An 18,102-nucleotide genomic window follows, 5' to 3' on the forward strand; every position below is an offset into this window, starting at 1 on the left:
CATTGGCCCCAAACCCCATAACTCTTATACCGCGCCAACTTGCCCACGATGGCGCAGCAAGGCGTCCAGCAGCACGCAACTCATCATCGCCTCCGCCACAGGCACGGCGCGGATGCCAACGCAAGGGTCATGGCGGCCCTTGGTGCGCAGTTCAACCTCTTGGCCTTCCACGTCGATGCTGCGGCGCGGAGTCAGGATGGACGAGGTCGGTTTCAGCGCCAGCCGCGCCACCACAGTCTGCCCCGTCGAAATGCCGCCGAGTATTCCGCCCGCATGATTGCTCAGAAACACCGGCTGGCCATCGATCATCCGCATCTCGTCGGCATTGTCCTCGCCTGACAGTTCCGCCGCGCCAAAGCCTTCGCCGATCTCGACGCCCTTGACCGCATTGATGCTCATCAGGGCCGAGGCCAGTTCGGAATCGAGCTTGCCATAGATAGGCGCCCCCCAGCCGGCGGGAACGCCCTCGGCCTGCACCTCGACCACGGCGCCGATGGAGGAGCCCGCCTTGCGCACGCCGTCGAGATAATCCTCCCAGCCCGCGACGCTGCCCGGATCGGGGCAGAAAAAGGCGTTGTCCTCGACCTGCGCCCAGTCCCAACGCGAACGGTCCACTTTATGCGCGCCCAGTTGCACCAAAGCGCCGCGCACCTGAATATCGCCGACCAGAGTTTTCAGCACCTTCAGCGCCACCGCGCCCGCCGCCACGCGCGCCGCCGTCTCACGCGCCGAGGAACGTCCGCCCCCGCGATAATCGCGCACGCCGTACTTGGCGAAATAGGTGTAGTCGGCGTGGCCGGGGCGAAACTGGCGCGCGATCTCGCCATAGTCCTTTGAGCGCTGATCGGTGTTTTCGATCAGAATCGAGATCGGCGTGCCGGTGGTGACGCCCTCGAACACGCCGGACAGAATCTTCACCGCATCGGCTTCCTGACGCTGGGTGACGAAGCGCGAGCCGCCGGGCTTACGCCGGTCCATCGCCCACTGGATGTCATCCTCGGACAAGGCCACGCCCGGCGGGCAGCCGTCGATCACGCAGCCAAGCGCCGGCCCGTGGCTTTCGCCCCAGGTGGTGACGCGGAACAGATGACCGAAGGTGTTGTGCGACATAGAATTCAAGTCCGAAATTTGTCTTGGCTTTAGCCGCGTTTAAGCGAGGCCGCAATTTTTTTAGTGTGTAAAGCGGCAATTGCAGGCTCATATGTGCAGGACTGGTTGCGCGAGAAACAGCATCATGAAATTCCTGGTTAAAATTCCGTTCTGGCTGAAAACCGTCATCGCCTTCGCAGCGGGCGTCGCTGTGGCGCTGATTTTCGGTAAGGCGGCCCTGCCGGTCTTCGACCCGATCGGCGACACCTTTATCAGGGCGATCAAGATGCTGGTTGCGCCGCTGGTCTTTTTCACCATCGCCGCCTCGGTGGCGCGGCTGGGGCATCAGGAAGGCGACCACGAGCAAGGGGCGGGCGGCCGCGCGGTGCGCCTTGGCGCCTACACCATTGTCTGGTTCATGATCACCTCGGCCATCGCCACATCTGTGGGCCTGACCCTGGGGACGATTTTCCAGCCAGGCCTGGGCGTCGGCCATCTGCCGCTCGATCCCTCTGCGGTTAAGGCCGTGCCGGGGCCGGTCGAAGTGCTGACCGGCATCGTGCCGTCCAATATCTTCAAAAGCTTTGCCGAAGGCCAGGTGTTAAGTATCGTCCTGTTCGCCATTCTGGTTGGCGCGGCGCTGGGCGCTCTGGGCAATCGTGTGCGTGAACTGGCGCAACTGATCGAGCAGGGCTCGCAGGTGATGTTCAAGCTGACGCGCTGGATCATTCAACTCACGCCGCTGGGCGTGTTTGGCCTGATCGGCTCGGTGGTGGCCTCCTATGGACTCGACAGCCTCAAACCGCTCATTCCATACATTGTTCTGGTCTATGCCGGATGTCTGATCCTGCTGCTGGTCGTCTATCCCATCCTGCTTAAACTGCATGGTCTGAGCGTTAGCGGTTTCTACAAGGGCATTTTCACCGCCCAGCAGACTGCCTTTTTCACCTGCTCCTCGATTGGAACCCTGCCTGTGTCCTTGCAGGTCGCGGTGGACAACCTGAAAATCCGCAAGGCCTATGCCGGGTTCGCCCTGCCTTTGGGCGCCAATATGAAGATGGACGGCTGCGGCGGCATCTATCCGGCGATTTCGGCTATCTTCACCGCCAACTATTTCGGCGTTCATCTGACGCCGACCCATTATGTCATCATCGCCCTGTCCTCGATCCTGGGGTCTCTGGCGACGGCGGGCGTGCCGGGGGTGGCGACCGTGATGTTGACCGTGACCCTGTCGGCGGCGGGCCTGCCGCTGGAAGGTCTGGCCCTGCTGGCGGCGATCGACCGTATCCTCGACATGATGCGCACCTGCACCAATGTGACCAGCCAGCTTGTTTGCGCGACGCTGGTGGCGCGCGAAAACGGGCTGCTGGACACTGATACGCCTTTGCTTATGGACAGGCGCGCCCTTAAAGCGCCAGCGGAATAGCGCTCAAAGCTGTCTTTTGCCGCCCCTGATCGTCGAAATTGGCCGGATCAAGCCAGGCTTCTAACCGTTTTCGCGTCTGCGGCCAATCCTCGATAATGACGGAAAACCACGCCGTATCGCGGCGGCGGCCGCGCGTCACCGCTGCATTGCGGAACACGCCCTCGAACTGAAAGCCAAGCCGCTGCGCCGCAAGCATCGACGGCGCGTTCAATTGATCGCACTTCCATTCATAGCGGCGGTAGCCATGATCGAAGGCGTGGCGCATCATCAGATACATGGCTTCTGTCGCCGCGCGCGATCGTTGAAGCGAAGGCGAAAAGGTCACCCCGCCGACCTCGACCGAACCATGGATCAGATCGTAGCGCATAAAGCTGGCGTAACCGACCGCGCCTTCATCCGTTATGATAACGAAGGTCTGGAAAGCGCGATTTTTCTGATAGTCCTGAACGCTGGCGGCGAGATCGTCCGCTGTCGCGAACGGGCCATAGGGCAGGTAGGTCCACATGCGCCCGTCATCGCGCGCCATAGCCCGGTGCAACTCCGGCGCGTAGGCGGGATCATACGGGAGGACGCGACAGACCTGTCCCATCAGCGCCGCGTCTGGCAAGCGGACGCGCGCCGTCCAATCCGGCAGCGCCTTGCCGACGGGCTGACCATGCACATTGTCATGCGCGCCGAGGGAAGCGCTGAGCCCGGTCATGACGCCCAGCGTTCGCGGAAGGTCGACAGCATTTGGGGTGTGGCGGGGGCGGCGTTACAGTCGGCTTGCAGCCGCACGATAAGATCGCCGACGCGCGCCGTAGCTGTGGCGGGCAGACCGAGGCCTTTGAGGCGCAGACTGCCGCCGTCCTGCGCGCCTGCGGCCAGACGCAGAGCTTTCACGCCATGCGGCGTGTCGATCAGAGCCTTGCCGCCAAAACGCAATATATGCGGCGGAAGACTAGCCGTCATCCAGATATCATCGCCCCAGACGCGAAGCGAAGGCGAAGCGTCGATGCTGACGCGCACCGTCACCCAGTCGCCTTCGCGTGTCGGCAGCCGCGCACATTCGCCATCGCGCAGCCCTCGCGGCGCCTGCACCCACCGTTGGGTCCGCGTGATCAGATCAGCAGGCTCATCGGAGCGCACAGGCGCTTGCAGCGGCGCCTCTCCGCCCATGAGCGCGATATCGAGGCTGATGCGTAACTCGAAGCTATGATCATAAAGAGACGAACAGGGATAAGCTTGCGCCAATGTCTTTACAGGCTGGGTAAGGATATCCCGCGCCAGCAGCAGCCGTCGCAGCCGTGCGTCGCAACCGCCGTGGCGCGCCGGATCGGCCTGCCGGACCCGGGCGCGAAAGGCGGCGCGCACCGCGTCGGCGTCGGCGTCAGCGCTCAGCCCCAGGGCTTGCAAGGCCTGAGAGCGCGGCATTTGGTCATCGTCGGAATTCGGCGCGGCCATCTTGAGTTTCTTCTGTCTGGCGTCCATGTTCGGAACGAACCGGCGGCGTTCAGCCGTTCGGCTCACCTTGCCCTGAAGATGGTTTGCAAAATCTTAAACATGTCGCAGTCGCCCCTGATTCCCCACAGCCCCACCGCCGATGATTACGCCGCCGCCCACGCCGCGCATGAGGGCGAGATCGACGCCGCCGAGCCGTTCGGCTTGTTCGGCGCCTGGCTGAAGGATGCGGCGGCCAAGGAGCCGAACGACCCCAACGCCATGGCTGTGGCCACGGTCGATGAGGATGGGCTGCCGGATGTGCGCATGGTGCTGCTCAAGGATTTCGACGCCGACGGCTTCGTGTTTTACACCAACGCCGAGAGCGCCAAGGGGCGGCAATTGCTGGCGGCGAAAAAGACGGCGCTTCTGTTTCACTGGAAGTCGCTGCGCCGTCAGGTGCGCGTACGCGGTTTGGTGAGTCTCGTTTCCGACGCAGAGGCCGACGCCTATTTCGCCAGCCGCGCGCGCCAGAGCCAGATCGGCGCCTGGGCCTCGGAACAGTCGCGGCCTCTGCCGGACCGGTTCGCGCTCGAAAAGCGCGTGGCCGAATATGGCCTGAAGTTCGGTCTCGGCAAGGTGGATCGCCCGTCGTACTGGACCGGCTTCCGCATCGCCCCGCTGCATATCGAGTTCTGGCGCGACAAGCCGTTTCGTCTGCATGAGCGCGTCACGTTCGACCGCGCTGCGCCGGGCGACAACTGGACCCGCGGACGGCTCTATCCTTAAACTTGCCAAAGCGGTGGAATGGCTTTAGGCGGCATAAGCCGTATCGAAGGAAACCGTCGTGTCACTTAGTCAGGTCTTGTATCACCTCAAGGAAGGCGCCGATCAGGTGATCGAAACCTCGTGCGCCACTGTGGTGCTCAAGGGCAATCGCGCCTACAAGATCAAGAAGAGCGTCGATTACGGTTTTCTGGACTTCACCTCGGCGGAAAAGCGCCGCGCCGCCCTGTTGCGCGAACTGCGCTACAATCAGCGCATGGCCGCTGACATCTATCTCGGCGTTGAGGAGATCGGTGACGAAAGCGTGCTGGTCATGCGCCGTTTCGACACCTCCGGCGTGCTGGGCGAACAAAGCGCTGCGACGCCGGACTGGACGCCCGATCTCGAACTGATGCACGAACTGGGGCGGCTGGTGGCGCGGTTTCACGCCGGTTCAGAAGTCTGTCGCGACGCCGAACACGCCAATAATATCAAATATGTCATCGATTCCAACAGCCGCAACATCGCCGTGTTTCGCGATCAACTCGGCGCCGAAGCGGTTGACGCCTATGACGCCGCCATACGGGCGGCCTATGAAACGGTGCGCGACACTGTGCTGAAGCGCTTTGACGATGGACATGTGCGCCATTGTCATGGCGATCTGCACCTCGGCAATATCCTGATCGAAAACGACAAGCCGGTCCTGTTCGACTGCATCGAATTCAATGAGCGGCTGAGCCAGATCGACGTGCTGTACGACCTGGCCTTCCTGCTGATGGACCTGTGGGTGAGGGGGCACGACGCCGCCGCCAACCGCATCCTCAACGCCTGGCTGGAACAGGCGGCGCGGCTGGAGGACGATGCGGGAAGCCTTTACGCCGGTCTGGAGCTGTTGCCGCTCTATATGTCGGTGCGCGCAGGCGTGCGCTGCCATGTCAACGCCAATTACGGCGGCGAGGCGCACTACGGCATGGACAAGGCGCGTCAGTACCTGGAGGCCGCGCACCGTTTTCTCGACGTCATGCCCACACAACTGACGGCGATCGGCGGCCTGTCCGGCTCTGGTAAAAGCACGCGCGCGCGTCAGGTGGCTCCGGCCATGGGGCGTCCTCCCGGCGCCGTGATTCTGCGCAGCGATGAGATTCGCAAGCGTTTATGGGCCTGTCCCGAATACGAACGCCTGCCGCGCGAAGCCTATACGGTCGATGAGAATCATCGCGTGTATGCTCAGATGCTCAATCTGGCCGAAGCGGCTTTATCCGCTGGGCAGGGGGTCATTCTTGACGCCACTTTCCGCGAAGCCGCCTGGCGTGACAAGGTCGGGCATCTGGCGGCGGCCTGGCGCGCGCCCTTCGACGGCGTCTGGCTGACGGCGTCCAGCGATCTGCGCCGTCTCCGGGTCGAGTCGCGCGTCAAGGACGTTTCGGACGCTACCGGCGACGTCGCCGCGGCGCAGCAGGAGGTCGACCTTGACAAGCTTGACTGGCGCGTTGAGGTCGGCTGAAGCCATGAAATGGTCGGGTTTGGGCGCCATAATGGCCATATTATCGGCGCCCGCGGCTATGACAGGTTCGCGCATTAAAAGTATCGGCGTGACTTCGATCGTCAGATAGTTTGCTTGTGTGGGCGGAATTAAACAGGGAGGCATGAACCGTGACCCAACAGGGCGAAGAGCATCACAAGGTCAAACCGCGCAAAGGCCCGCCTCTGGCCTTAATCGCTTTTGCCGCTTCTGTCGCAACGCCTTTGTTTTTGCTGCTGGTCATGATGGCCACCCATATCAGGGCGCTCAGCTACACGCTCGGCTTTTTGACGCTCACGCTTGATCTCGGGCCCAAATTGGCGATGGCGACATTGGCGTTTGCGGGTCTGTCTTTGCTGGTTTCGCTGTTTATGGCGCCGCTTCGCTATGGTCCCTGGGCTCTGGCGGCGGTTCTCATTTCCGGCGGCGTGCTGGGAGGCTACGCCGCCTACGACAAGGCGTTGAAGATGTATCCGCCGATCTATGACGTCGCCACCAACTGGGACCGTCCGGTCAGCCTGTCTGACGCTCTGATAGCCGATCGGGGGGCGGACGCCTTGCCCGCGCCCGACAATCCGCGCGTGCCGCACAATGAATCCGTCGAATGGGGCGGAAAAACGATCGCAGCCATCAATGCGGCCACCTGCCCGCAGGCCCAGACTTACAAGGGCAAGATCCCGACCGCTGAACAGATCGCCAACATGCTTAGCGCAGATAAGCGCTATACGGTCTTCGGCACGGCGCCGTGGCGCGTCGAGGCGGTTTATCAGGACAATTTTTACGGTTTCAAATCCGATATTATCTTTCGCATCGACCCTGATGGCGTCGATATACGTTCCGTAGGCCGCGATAATCCCCGCGATCTTGGCGGCGATTGCCGTCGCGTGGTCAATTTGCTCAACAAACTGAAAGCCATGTAGCTCATGGCGCGGTAAATCATGGCCCGCATTTTGCCCATGCCGCCCTGCGAATCGCATGGATGCAGCTATGGGCGAAAACCTTATCCTCTATATTTTAAAACGCTTTCAGCGTCTGGCCGCCGCTTTTCTCAGTCTTGTTTTGATACATATGGCCATGGCGACGCACGCGTCAGATCTGGCGCCGTCATTCGCGTCAACATCGGCTCATATTGTTGTGCGGCGCTGAGCCCCGCGTAACCCGCTAGAATTTTTTTCGCCTTTCAGGCTGATTCCTGGGTGCAATTTACCCTGTAAGGTATAAGGCGGTTTCGTCTCGCATATCTGTCTCGCCCGCTGCAAAGGGCGTCATGCGAGGCGGTTTTTCCTCTGAAACCTACGTGGAGAGTGAATTTTCTCGCGCCGCGCTTTGCAGAGGCCTGGATGGTTATGAATTATAACTATTTGTTTCAATTTAGGAAAATATCTATCCTATCCGCGTAAGAGATAATTCCCCTACAGAATTAATGCGCTTAAAAGCTGCGATCCGACTTTACGCAACGTAACCGTTGCCGCTGTGACTTTATTGAAACAGGTTGCAATTGATATAGACAAAAAAATGTCTGCAGATTGACGGATTCGCGACAGAGGGATTTAACTTTCGCAACAGCTTTGTGGCTGGACACTGCGGTGGGTGCGCCAACACCCCTATGTAACCCGGAGAAACACGAGTGAAAAAACTTAATTTGCGATCTGGCCTAATGGCCACGACGACAATTTGCGGAGCAGTATTGTCGACGATGGCGGTTCCGGCCCTGGTGGCTGGCGTCGCCGCCCTGACCCCCGCCACGGCCAGCGCCCAGGACTATACGTCGGGCGCTATCGCCATTTTAGTGGACGATCCTAATGGCGCGCCTGTCGCCGGCGCCACCGTGACGCTGGTTTCAAAAGCGCAAGGTATTACAAAGACGCTGACGACGAACGCCAGCGGTACGGCGACGGCGACGGGCCTCTCAGCGGGTCAGTATAGCGTGAGTGTATCGGCTCCCGGCTTTGATACCTATACCGATACTGCTACAATCGTCGTTTCGCAGGAAGTCACCTATACCTACGCCATGCAAACAACCGGCGCTCAGGCTACGACCGTCGTGGTTAAAGGCAAGCGTGTCCGTCAAGATTTCAACAAAACGACGACGGGGCTGCAAGTCGATCTGACCACGCTGACGGCGCAACAACCGATCGGTCGCAGCATCGAAGCCGTGACCTTGCTGGCGCCAACGGTTGTGAATTCGACCGCCTTTGGCGAGCCGTCGATTGGTGGCGGTTCGGCGGCTGAAAACGCCTTCTATATCAACGGTTTGAATGTCACCAATCCGGACACCTATGTTGGTGGCGCCGAAGTGCCGTTTGACTTCTATAAAACGGTTGATGTCCAGACTTCAGGTTCTCCGGCTGAATTCGGGCGTGCGACCGGCGGCGTTGTCAATGCGACGACCAAGAACGGCACCAATGATTTCATGTTTGCTGTTCATGGCAACTTTGCCCCGAACAGCCTGCGTTCTGCACCATTCGCGCCTTCAAACACTACCAATCCCGTCAAGTTCCGCGAATCCGATCTGAATTCAATTTCATTTGAATCCGGCGGCGCCTTGATTAAGGACAAGTTGTTCCTGTATGGCCTTGTGCAATTGCAAGACAACAAGACGCAGTTCTCGAGCTGGTCGGCCGGTTATCTGGAACGCGACGAATCCAAGGATCCTTTCTATGGTTTGAAGGCGGATTGGTATATTACGCCTGATCAGCATCTTGAACTGACCTATTTCGACACTTCGACAACGACGCATCAGACGCGCTACGCATATTCGTGTCCCACGATGCAGTTTACACCGGGGCAACCTACGCCTGCCGGTTTCAAAACGTGTAATCCGGATGGATCTGACGCTATTATTGACTATAGCAAAGGTTATGGCGCCACTCAAAAAACGGGTGGTCCAAGCTGGGTGTTAAAGTATACTGGTGCTGTTACAGACTGGTTCACAGTGTCTGCCGCTTATGGTGATACTAAGGACGCAAATGACTTCCAGTCTGATAATCCCGACAGCTATTACGCACAGGAATATCATAGGGGGTATTTCCTGCGTGACTCCACTGACCAGATTTACAGCGCTGGTAACAGTAAGGATGATTGGGAGCGCAAGTTTACCCGGCTAGATGGCGATATCCGGTTCCAGGGGTTAGGTAAGCATCACATCCGTTTCGGTTATGATCATGAAGATCTGAGCATGACCAAAACAACTGTATTGCCTGGTGGTCAACCCATTCGTTATTATCTCCTGCCTGATTACAGCTATGGGTACATCATATATGAAAGCCTGGGTGGCAAGGTCAGCTCTAAGGATTCCGCTTATTATATCCAGGATTCCTGGGATATAACTCGTACGCTGAATGTGCAGGTTGGGCTGCGTAACGATGATTTCCAAGCCAGCAATCTGTCAGGACAACGTTTCCTGAATCTGACAGGTAACTTGGCGCCGCGTATTGGCTTGAGCTGGAAGCCGTCAGAGGACTCTAATTGGCGGTTCTCCGCATACTACGGTCAGCAGTATATACCGCCTGCTATGAACCTTGGTTTCCGCGGCAAGGATTACTATTTCGCGAAGTATTTCCTGGTTCCGAACTATGGCACTGCCAGCCAGGGCTGGACCTTTGATTCGCATGGCATTCCGACCGCCATGGGTGATCCCATGAATGGTTCGTACAACAACTGTCCGCCGATTGATATCAGCGGCGCGCCGGGTAATCTTGGTTCTACTTCAGACACGGCTTGCGGTGTTTTTGGTAATGGGACGCAAGAACCGGCAGCAGCGAAGGCAGCTATTGGCCTGAAAGCGACGCGCGAAACCGAAATCAATCTGGGCGCTAATTATCGTCTCAATGATGAATGGACGTTTGGTTTGACCTTTGTGCAGCGGACACTTGATCGCGTGTCGGAAGACACTGATTTTGCGCCGCAAATCAATGCGTACTGCGCTTCGAAGGGTTACACTTGTTCGTTTTCCAACGAATACCATGTATGGAATATTGGCGACAGCGTTACGATTAACACCTTCCACACGCTGCCGACGGGCGAAAACCAGATCACGCTTACAGGGCTTGGCTTCCCGAAGCCGACCCGCAAGTATCAGGGTCTTACATTTGACTTCAAACGCGCCTTCGATGGTAAGTGGGGCATCCAAGGCTCCTATACTTATTCGAAGTCCAAGGGGAACTATGAAGGCACGGTTCTCAGCACTGGTTCGGGCAGCGGTCAGGAAGACGCCGGTTCCACCATGCTGTATGACTATATCGGGCTTTCCGATAACTCCTACGGCATCCTGCCGAACAGCCGTGACCACGAATTCAAGGTTTGGGGATCGTACGCTGTAACGCCTGATTTCCTGATCGGTGCAAATGTCCAAGTCATTTCGCCTTACTACTACTCTTGCTTCGGTCGCTACCCCGATAAATCAAATCCGGCTTACTTGTATGGCCATTATAGCCATTATTGCTTCAACGGGACGACCTATGAGCCGTCTCCAATGGGGCATGGTGGCAAGTCGGACTGGACCAAAACGATCGACCTGTCCATGCGTTATACGGTGCCTGGCGCTGTTCCGCTTGGCGGCGGCAAGTTGATCCTGCGTGCAGATATCTTCAACCTGCTGAACGACAAGGAAGTTCTGCAACAGAACAACTCGTCCGACGCCGCATTCGGTCACTCGAACCCGCTTTATGGAACGCCGACTGTTTACAATACGGCGCGCTATATGCGTATTGGTTTCGATCTGACCTATTAGTCCCGAGTTAAATTGACATCAGTATAATTAAGCGGCGGGAGTCATCTCTCGTCGCTTTTTTATTTGTTCGATTGCCTATACAACCGCGCGCCGCTAACGTCGAAGCTGCTCATGAGTTGTGATTTTCTGTATTGGAAGCAGGATGGAAGCTGTAAATTTTCGACCGCGTTTTGAACAAATTATCGCCGCGCGTTCGGCGCTAGATCGTCGTGGCGCCGCAAGGCTTATGCGCGAAGACCTGGAGGTCGGCCCCTCGTCGGGTGATTACTGGCGTGACATGGGCCAGTTTGCCTCGCAACTTGGAGAATCCGGCTTGGCGCTGGAAGCGGCGAAACGGTTTGCAGCGACTGCGCCGCAGGACATGGACTATGTCTTTTACTATGCCTTGACATTGTCGCGGTACGGCAAGCATGAGCTTGCGCTGGCGCAGATGGATAGTTTGCCTGCCGATGCACAAAATCATCCGGCAGTGCTTCACTTTCGCGCCATGGCGGCGACGCAGATGGGTGAGTTTGAAAAGGCCGAGCAATTGGTGAGACGCGCGCTGGCTATTTCGCCTGCGCCTGTGCAATGGCTGGCTCTGTCAGTCGCTAAAAAATTCAAGGAATTCGATTCCGATATTCTGGCGATGGAAGCCATTTTACCGCGTGTTCATAATGCGCCGCCCGCCGTAAAGGCCCAATTGCTGTATTCATTGGGCAAGGCTTATGACGACGCCAAGCAACTCGACAAGGCTGAAGCCTATTATGCAGAAGGCGCAGCCTTGATGCGCGCCGCTGCGCCGCCGCCAGATATGAAAGAATGGCATGAGCTTGTAGATGGATTGCTTGGCGGCTTCTCTGCGAAAAACCTGTCAGAACTCAAGCCTTCGGGCGCAAATGGACGACGTATGCTTTTTGTCACGGGCTTCCCCCGTTCGGGAACGACGCTTGTGGAGCAAATATTGACCAGTCATTCGGAAGTTTGTGCGGGGGCGGAACTCAATGAAATTCCGGTGGCCCTGATTCCTGCGGGCGACCCCGAAGATGGAGAAGAGCAAATTCTGTCAACTGATGCTGGAGGAAGGCGCAACAGGTTAACAGGGCAATACGGCATCGAGCAGGCCTTGGCTTACGAAGCGCGCTCCATAAGCTCCGATCCTTGGGGAGATATAGGGCGCGATTACCTGCATATGGTCGAGGAAAGGTTTGGACCAGAAGGCTATGCTGTAGATAAAACTTTGAATCTTGGAAGCTTTATGGGGCTCACCTTACATATGCTGCCCAACGCCAAGGTTTTCTGGTTACGTCGTAGGCCCGAAGATTGTGCCTTGTCAAACTATAGATTGTATTCGCAGCTTGGTACTCTGCCTTGGACCTACTCTGCTAAAGATATAGCCGAATTTTTTAAATCTGAGGACAAATTATACCAACATTGGTCGCAAATGTATCCAGATCGCATTTTTACAGTGCCTTATGAGGGATTGGTCTCTGAACCAGAAATCTGGATTCGTCGTATGCTCGATTTCGCAGGGCTGAAAGAAGAACAGCAGGTTTTTGAGCCGCACAAATCAACGCGCGCCGTATCCACCGCAAGCATGGCGCAGGTGCGTTCTCCGATAACAAAGGCACGCATAGGCGCGGCGGAATCGTACAAGACTTTCGTTGAAGAGTTCCGCCGCGCCTATTACGGTTGAGTTTGAGCGTAGACGGGCGGCGCCAGCACCGTGGCGCCGTCTTCGCGTAAACGGGCGTCAGCGGCTTGGTCCATCAGCATCTGCGCCTTGGGGTCGCTCATGGCCCAGCCGAGGAAGGAGAGGGCCTTGAAGCCGCTTAGGCTGAGGCTGACATCCTGGCGAGCCTTGCCGAAAAAGCCTGTCTGTGTATCGTAATTTTCCAGCTTGATCGCTGCGTTCTTGTCGATATGCGCCAGGGATTTGGCCAGATCGACGGCGTCATAAAATCCGCCGACCTTATCGACCAGATGCAGGCCCAGGGCCTGATCGCCGGTCCAGACGCGCCCCTTGGCGATGCCGCGCACCGTGGCTTCGGGCAGGTTGCGGCCTTGCGCGACGTGGCTGATGAAACCGGCATAGATTTGATCAATCCAGCCGGAGAGGGCGGCGCGCTGTTCCGGCGTAAAGCCATTCGTTGGCATATAGGCGCCGCTATAGGGGCTGCCGACCGAAATATCGCGCATATCGACGCCGAAGCGGCTCAGGGCGTCGCCATAGGCGATCTTGCCGCCGAAGACGCCGATGGAGCCGGTGAGGGTGGACGGATTGGCGACGATGGCGTTGGCGCCTGCCGAGATCCAGTAGCCGCCGGAAGCCGCATATTCGCCCATGGAGACGACGACCGGCTTGCCCGCCGCCTTGGCGGCCTTCATGGCTTCGGCGATCTGCTCGGACGCCGTGTCCGAACCGCCCGGAGAGGAGACGCGGAAGACAATCGCTTTCACATCCTTATCCTTGGCGGCGTTATAGAAGGCGTCGGCGACGTCGTCGGACAGCATCTGCGCCTCGCGGTTCAACCCGCCGCCGCCCTTGCCGGTCATGATCGCGCCTTCGCCATTGATGACAGCGATGGTTTCGCCCGTGGAGGCAGGACGCAAGGTTTTTTCATAATCGCTGATGTCCATCAGCTTGGCGTTGTCGCCGCGCTTTAGGGCGGCGTCCTCAGCCTCCTGCACCTGTCCCAGATGATCGACCAGCTTGAGCTGCGCGGCCTGTTCGGCGCCGTAAGGACCGGCCTCCAGCGTGGCGCGCAGCTTGACCGGATCCATGCGGCGATCATGGGCGATGTCGCTCAGCATATCGTTATAGACGCCGTTCATCCAGCCCAGGGTCGCCTCACGGTGCGCGGGCGTATAGTCGTCGTACAGATAGGGATTAACGGCGTTCTTGAACTCGGCGCGCTGCTCGTACTGCGCCTTGATCCCGTACTTGTCGAAGGCGCGTTTCAGGAACATGGTCGAGGTCGCAATGCCGGTCACCTGGAACGAAGCGCGCGGTTGCATCCACAACTCGCTGGCCGAGGCGCCGAGCATGTAGGAGGCGACAATCATGGTGTCGGGATAGAGGCCCTGACTGTGGGCGATCACCGGTTTATTGGCCTGGCGCATAAAGGTGAAGGCGTCACGGATTTCCTCGGCGGCGGCGGGCGACATGCCGCCTTCGGGCAGGCGCACGAACACCGCCTTGACGTGCGGGTCGGCGGCGGCGCGATGCAGGGTGGTCACCACGTCCATGGTCGATAATTGTCCGCCGGTGACGATATCGAGCGGACTGGAGCGGCTCTGATCGGTCATCTTCTGGCGCAGGTCGAGCGACAAGACGACATCGCCGGACACCTTGGGATGCGCGGCGCCCGCAATCATGGCGATAACGATGATCGGCAGCCCGACCAGCACGACAATCATGCCCAGAACGACGGCGGAAAAGGTGATGAAAAACGACTTCATGGAAATTCCGTAGGCCCCCTCGGATGACGGGCCAGCATAGCGGGAAACGCCATAAAATCAAATGAACAGGCTGTCAGAATTTGACGCGGCCCGCGTGTCGTTTCGGCTGATTGTGCGCATGCAGCGGCGCGCCGCGACAATGCGGGCAGGATTCGCCCTTCACATAGGCCGGATGCGCTTGATCTTCGGCGGTGAGGGCGTGGTCGCAGTGCAGGCACAGAACCGCCGTCGCCGACGGTTGCAGTCGGTGATCGACGGCGATGCGTTCATCAAAGACAAAGCACTCGCCGCGCCACAGCGACTCGTTCTCCGGCACGTCTTCCAGATATTGCAGAATGCCGCCCTGAAGGTGATAGACGTCCTCAAAGCCCTGATCGAGCAGCCAGGAGGTGTACTTTTCACAACGGATGCCGCCGGTGCAGAAGGTGGCGACCTTCTTGCCCTTCAACGTCTCGGCGTTGTCGCGCGTCCATTGCGGAAGATGTTTGAAGTTTGGGATGGCCGGGTCGATGGCGCCGCTGAACGTGCCAAGATTGACCTCGTAATCGTTGCGCGTATCGATCAGCACCACGTCATTGCGACGGATCAGATTGTTCCAGTCCTTTGGCGTGACATAGTGGCCGAAACGCTGCATCGACACCGGTTCGCCAAGCGAGATCGTTTCTTTTTTCAGCCGAACGCGCGCCTTGCCGAACGGTTGGAAGTCGGCAAAGGACTCCTTCCACTGGATCGGACCGCCGACCACCTCGGTCTGTAAATAGGTTAGAAAGGCGTCAATGGCCGCGCGTGTGCCGGCCAGGGTCGAATTGACGCCTTCGCGTGTGATCAGCAGCGATCCCTTGACACCGAGATCGGTCAGACGCGCCAGCAACGGCGCCTGCATGGCCTCGAACTGCGGAAAGTCGAAGAAGTGATAGAAGGCGGCAATGACGAAGCGAGGCTGGGACATGGTGCGCCGCCTAGCACAAAGTCATAGCCAGCGCCAGTTGCGGATCAGGGCGGCCTGGCCGTGACGTTGGCCATGGGCGTCAACGACGTTCCACAGCACGGTGTTTTCGATACGGAATCGTTTGCCGGTGCGCGATATGCGCACCCCGCCATAATGATCGACAAAGCCTTTGGCGAGAGCCTCGCCCAGGAGGGCGTCGCGATCGGCCTGAACCTCATCCGCCGGTTCCGCGCTCAGACGCGAGGGCAGCAGGGTGAAGCTGTCCCAGTCCATGTCCCACAAAGTCAGAGCGCGTGCATTGCCGTAACGAAAGACCGGATCGTCCTCGACGCCGTGCGAGACGATGGCGGCTTCGGCGTGAAACATGGCGGTCGCCAGAGCGACGCCATCGAACGGGTTTGCGCCCGGAAGGACAGGCGCGCCGGTAAAGCGCTGAAAACTGTCCGCCATCAGACGGTTATAGGCAATGATGTCGGGGGTGAGATATGGAGACATGATGTCTATCAAGCCCTTCGACGCCGTCATGGCAAGCCCGCGGCATTCTGTTCACAGGAAAAGCCATTCAACTGTCTGCGCGTCGGAAAAAAGTTGTTGCAGGGGATTGCGTCAGCCAAAACCTTGCGCTATTTCCACGGCCTCTCGCGGGGCCAGCCCCTGACGCGAGCCAGCTTAATGCTGGGGAATGGTGTAATGGTAACACTCCGGTTTTTGGTACCGTCATTCTAGGTTCGAGTCCTAGTTCCCCAGCCAAGCTCTCTTTTCTCCAAATATTTCAAAAGCAATCATCTCGCCTCCAGCAGATTGGCGAGAAGCTTGGCTGCCAGTTCGTATTCATGCTCATCTTGAAGAGATCGGTAAAAGGTCAGCGCATCGGCTGGGTTAGCCGCTCCTTTATCCGGGGGGCAAATCTCAATGAAAATCGCTCCAAGATGATGGCGCAGATGGTCATAAGATGCTCAACTGACGATCACCAAAATCGTCGAAAAAGCATGGCTCATGACCGTATTCCAACCCTTGCTGAATAAGGCCCCGCGACGGCCCTGTCACGTCCACCATTCCTCTCAAGAATCATCGCACAATGATCTCAAACCGTTGTTTCTTAACGGTTCTGATCATCCGAACCTTATCGTCTGCACACATCATCCCGATGCTTGTGCGGGTGGAGTGTTCCGATTTGCCATTTGCTCAATACCGTGGTCTATAAGAAAAAAATGAACTACCAGCACCGTTTTTGCGTTCCGACTTACACCTTGAAAATTACCCTTAGATAGCGCGTGGCGAAAAACACGACACAGAAAAGTGCGACCGTATAAACCCCAAACTAAATCGAAATGAGAACCGCGTTACGATGAATGAAGCGGGCTAACTATGGCGGCATTTGGATCAAATTTCGAGGTGAATAATTTTAGTTCACTGTCATACTGAAGAAGGCCAAGGTTCCGTCTCGGAAAGCATTCTTTTCCGAAATGCTATGTTTGCTATGGCCCGACAAATATCCTCTAATCAACGCGCCCGTCATACTATATTTGAGGGCAATCAAATTTCGCACGCCGAGAAAATCGAGTGAGGGCGCGGCGTATAATGGCGCATTAAAAATGCGGTTCAGTTGGTCATTGCTGAATGGATGGCGCTTGTCGCGCGGATGGACATCATCATTCAGTTGAAGCCCCCGGAACGGATTGCGATCAACCCATCCTTCATTGATGGCGAAATTCAGCAGCGTGGAAAGCTTGATGATGTAGTCATTGACCGATTTGGCGCTCAGCAGGGGGTAGCGACCGGTGCGGCCTTTCTCCGATGCTTGCCGATAATCCAATTTTGGAAACCGCTTCTTCGCATTGGATGGAAGCCATTTCAGCATGGCCACGATGTCGCGCGCACACTGGCGATCATAACCTGCAATGATCTTGCCCCTACCTTGCACGGCCTCGGCGATCTCAACGGCGTTCCAATAGCTCGACGCCGCCTTTGCCGACCGGTTCTTGGTAGGATCGGACAGGAACACCTCGCAAACCTCCCTCAAAGACCTCCCAGAAGGTTTTGGGGCGAAGCTGGCAGGCGAGGGGGCTGCCGCCATCTCCGTGGCCACCGCAGGCGGAGGAGCCGCCACAGCGCCTTCTGTGTGGCTTGTAAGCCATCTTTCGAAATCGGCCGCCACGATACGCGCCTTACGCGCCGCTTCAAGGCATCGTCCCGTCCCTAATGATCTGACGAACTCTTTCCTGCCTACGATGGATTGCAGCGATTTCGGGACGCTCAAACGAACGTAGTAGGTCGTCCCTCTGACGATCAGGCCCGCTCTGCGGGATCGTCTCCCCAACGATTTGGAACGAGCTTCTGGTTTTGAAGCCTTCCCGGATGGCTTTCCAAAAAGCTTTGCGGAGCGTTCTCGTAAGCGTTCAAGATCATCAGTGTTCTGATCGTTCTCGCCATCCTTTTCGGGAAGGGTGGATTCGCATGATTGGAACACAGAATCGGTACAGCCGAAAGGCTGTTAGTCTTTGATTTTATTAGGGGATTCTCCCTTCCTCGATCATCAAATCGGAACAGTTCGCCCGCACAAGCATCGGGATGATGTGTGGAGACGATAAGGTTCGGATGATCAGAACCGTTAATAAACAACGGTTTGAGATCATTTTGCGATGATTTTGGGGAGGAATGGTGGACGTGACAGGGCCGCCGCGCGGCCTTATCCAGTAAGGGTTGGAAGACGGTCATGAGCCATGCTTTTTCGACGATTTTGGTAATCGCCATCTCAG

General features: G+C 57.7%; 14 protein-coding genes, 1 tRNA gene and 1 pseudogene. 7 read left to right on the forward strand and 9 right to left on the reverse strand.

Features of this window, described 5'->3' with window-relative positions:
* Positions 1-24: 24 nt before the first annotated feature.
* The gene (gene aroC, locus ACTHLA_RS06760; protein ID WP_440186503.1) at positions 25-1,110 is read right to left on the reverse strand and encodes a chorismate synthase; all 1,086 of its coding nucleotides are present in this window, start codon (positions 1,108-1,110) and stop codon (positions 25-27) included.
* Positions 1,111-1,234: 124 nt separating this feature from the next.
* Between aroC and ACTHLA_RS06765 the strand changes: the two genes are divergently transcribed.
* The gene (locus tag ACTHLA_RS06765) at positions 1,235-2,515 is read left to right on the forward strand and encodes a dicarboxylate/amino acid:cation symporter (protein ID WP_440186505.1); all 1,281 of its coding nucleotides are present in this window, start codon (positions 1,235-1,237) and stop codon (positions 2,513-2,515) included.
* On the opposite strand, the gene ACTHLA_RS06770 is transcribed toward ACTHLA_RS06765, so the two are convergent.
* Positions 2,496-3,215 carry a GNAT family N-acetyltransferase gene (locus ACTHLA_RS06770; RefSeq protein ID WP_440186507.1) on the reverse strand — a complete coding sequence of 240 codons (720 nt, stop codon included), beginning with the start codon at positions 3,213-3,215 and terminating at the stop codon, positions 2,496-2,498. The two genes, ACTHLA_RS06765 and ACTHLA_RS06770, sit on opposite strands and share 20 nt — an antisense overlap.
* Positions 3,212-3,985, reverse strand: a complete 774-nt coding sequence (locus ACTHLA_RS06775; protein WP_440186509.1) for a DnaJ C-terminal domain-containing protein — start codon at positions 3,983-3,985, stop codon at positions 3,212-3,214. Before ACTHLA_RS06775 ends, ACTHLA_RS06770 begins: the two co-directional genes overlap by 4 nt.
* 72 nt (positions 3,986-4,057) lie before the next feature.
* On the opposite strand from ACTHLA_RS06775, the gene pdxH reads away from it, so the two are divergent.
* The 5 genes from pdxH (at position 4,058) to ACTHLA_RS06800 (ending at position 12,628) form a co-directional block, all read left to right on the forward strand.
* Positions 4,058-4,723 (forward strand): pyridoxamine 5'-phosphate oxidase, encoded by a 666-nt coding sequence (gene pdxH / locus ACTHLA_RS06780; RefSeq protein WP_440186511.1) that lies wholly within the window; start codon positions 4,058-4,060, stop codon positions 4,721-4,723.
* 58 nt (positions 4,724-4,781) lie between these two features.
* Entirely contained in the window at positions 4,782-6,203 is a 1,422-nt protein-coding gene (locus ACTHLA_RS06785) for an AAA family ATPase (protein ID WP_440186513.1), read from the forward strand.
* 149 nt (positions 6,204-6,352) lie between these two features.
* Positions 6,353-7,141, forward strand: coding sequence for a DUF1499 domain-containing protein (locus tag ACTHLA_RS06790; protein WP_440186515.1), 789 nt, complete (start codon positions 6,353-6,355; stop codon positions 7,139-7,141).
* Positions 7,142-7,848: 707 nt separating this feature from the next.
* Positions 7,849-10,953, forward strand: coding sequence for a TonB-dependent receptor (locus tag ACTHLA_RS06795; protein ID WP_440186517.1), 3,105 nt, complete (start codon positions 7,849-7,851; stop codon positions 10,951-10,953).
* A gap of 142 nt (positions 10,954-11,095) precedes the next feature.
* Complete coding sequence (locus ACTHLA_RS06800) at positions 11,096-12,628, forward strand: tetratricopeptide repeat-containing sulfotransferase family protein (RefSeq protein ID WP_440186519.1); 1,533 nt, start codon at positions 11,096-11,098, stop codon at positions 12,626-12,628.
* Here the strand turns inward: ACTHLA_RS06800 and sppA are convergent.
* From sppA to ACTHLA_RS06815, 3 genes are all read right to left on the reverse strand, one after another.
* The gene (gene sppA / locus ACTHLA_RS06805; RefSeq protein ID WP_440186521.1) at positions 12,619-14,394 is read right to left on the reverse strand and encodes a signal peptide peptidase SppA; all 1,776 of its coding nucleotides are present in this window, start codon (positions 14,392-14,394) and stop codon (positions 12,619-12,621) included. The two genes, ACTHLA_RS06800 and sppA, sit on opposite strands and share 10 nt — an antisense overlap.
* A gap of 73 nt (positions 14,395-14,467) precedes the next feature.
* The gene (gene trhO, locus ACTHLA_RS06810) at positions 14,468-15,343 is read right to left on the reverse strand and encodes an oxygen-dependent tRNA uridine(34) hydroxylase TrhO (RefSeq protein ID WP_440186523.1); all 876 of its coding nucleotides are present in this window, start codon (positions 15,341-15,343) and stop codon (positions 14,468-14,470) included.
* 21 nt (positions 15,344-15,364) lie between these two features.
* Positions 15,365-15,838: an MEKHLA domain-containing protein gene (locus tag ACTHLA_RS06815; RefSeq protein ID WP_440186525.1), complete on the reverse strand. Its 474-nt coding sequence runs from the start codon at positions 15,836-15,838 to the stop codon at positions 15,365-15,367.
* 181 nt (positions 15,839-16,019) lie between these two features.
* Here ACTHLA_RS06815 and ACTHLA_RS06820 point away from each other — a divergent pair.
* Positions 16,020-16,093 (forward strand) — tRNA-Gln (locus ACTHLA_RS06820).
* Positions 16,094-16,748: 655 nt separating this feature from the next.
* Here the strand turns inward: ACTHLA_RS06820 and ACTHLA_RS06825 are convergent.
* From ACTHLA_RS06825 to ACTHLA_RS06835, 3 genes and pseudogenes are all read right to left on the reverse strand, one after another.
* Positions 16,749-17,348 carry a hypothetical protein gene (locus ACTHLA_RS06825; protein WP_440186535.1) on the reverse strand — a complete coding sequence of 200 codons (600 nt, stop codon included), beginning with the start codon at positions 17,346-17,348 and terminating at the stop codon, positions 16,749-16,751.
* A 177-nt stretch (positions 17,349-17,525) separates the two neighbouring features.
* Positions 17,526-17,663 (reverse strand): annotated as a pseudogene (locus ACTHLA_RS06830) (DUF6538 domain-containing protein); the annotation flags it as partial.
* The coding region (locus ACTHLA_RS06835; protein ID WP_440186527.1) for a hypothetical protein at positions 17,633-18,102 on the reverse strand (470 nt) is incomplete at its 5' end. The gene ACTHLA_RS06835 and the pseudogene ACTHLA_RS06830, both read right to left, overlap by 31 nt.

The sequence above is a fragment of the Asticcacaulis sp. genome (assembly GCF_051956075.1).
GTDB lineage: Bacteria > Pseudomonadota > Alphaproteobacteria > Caulobacterales > Caulobacteraceae > Asticcacaulis.

Coding starts and splice junctions, on each gene's coding strand:
- aroC (WP_440186503.1), bottom strand. CDS start 1,110: ATGTCGCACAACACCTTCGGTCATCTGTTCCGCGTCACCACCTGGGGC.
- ACTHLA_RS06765 (WP_440186505.1), top strand. CDS start 1,235: ATGAAATTCCTGGTTAAAATTCCGTTCTGGCTGAAAACCGTCATCGCC.
- ACTHLA_RS06770 (WP_440186507.1), bottom strand. CDS start 3,215: ATGACCGGGCTCAGCGCTTCCCTCGGCGCGCATGACAATGTGCATGGT.
- ACTHLA_RS06775 (WP_440186509.1), bottom strand. CDS start 3,985: ATGGACGCCAGACAGAAGAAACTCAAGATGGCCGCGCCGAATTCCGAC.
- pdxH (WP_440186511.1), top strand. CDS start 4,058: ATGTCGCAGTCGCCCCTGATTCCCCACAGCCCCACCGCCGATGATTAC.
- ACTHLA_RS06800 (WP_440186519.1), top strand. CDS start 11,096: ATGGAAGCTGTAAATTTTCGACCGCGTTTTGAACAAATTATCGCCGCG.
- sppA (WP_440186521.1), bottom strand. CDS start 14,394: ATGAAGTCGTTTTTCATCACCTTTTCCGCCGTCGTTCTGGGCATGATT.
- trhO (WP_440186523.1), bottom strand. CDS start 15,343: ATGTCCCAGCCTCGCTTCGTCATTGCCGCCTTCTATCACTTCTTCGAC.
- ACTHLA_RS06815 (WP_440186525.1), bottom strand. CDS start 15,838: ATGTCTCCATATCTCACCCCCGACATCATTGCCTATAACCGTCTGATG.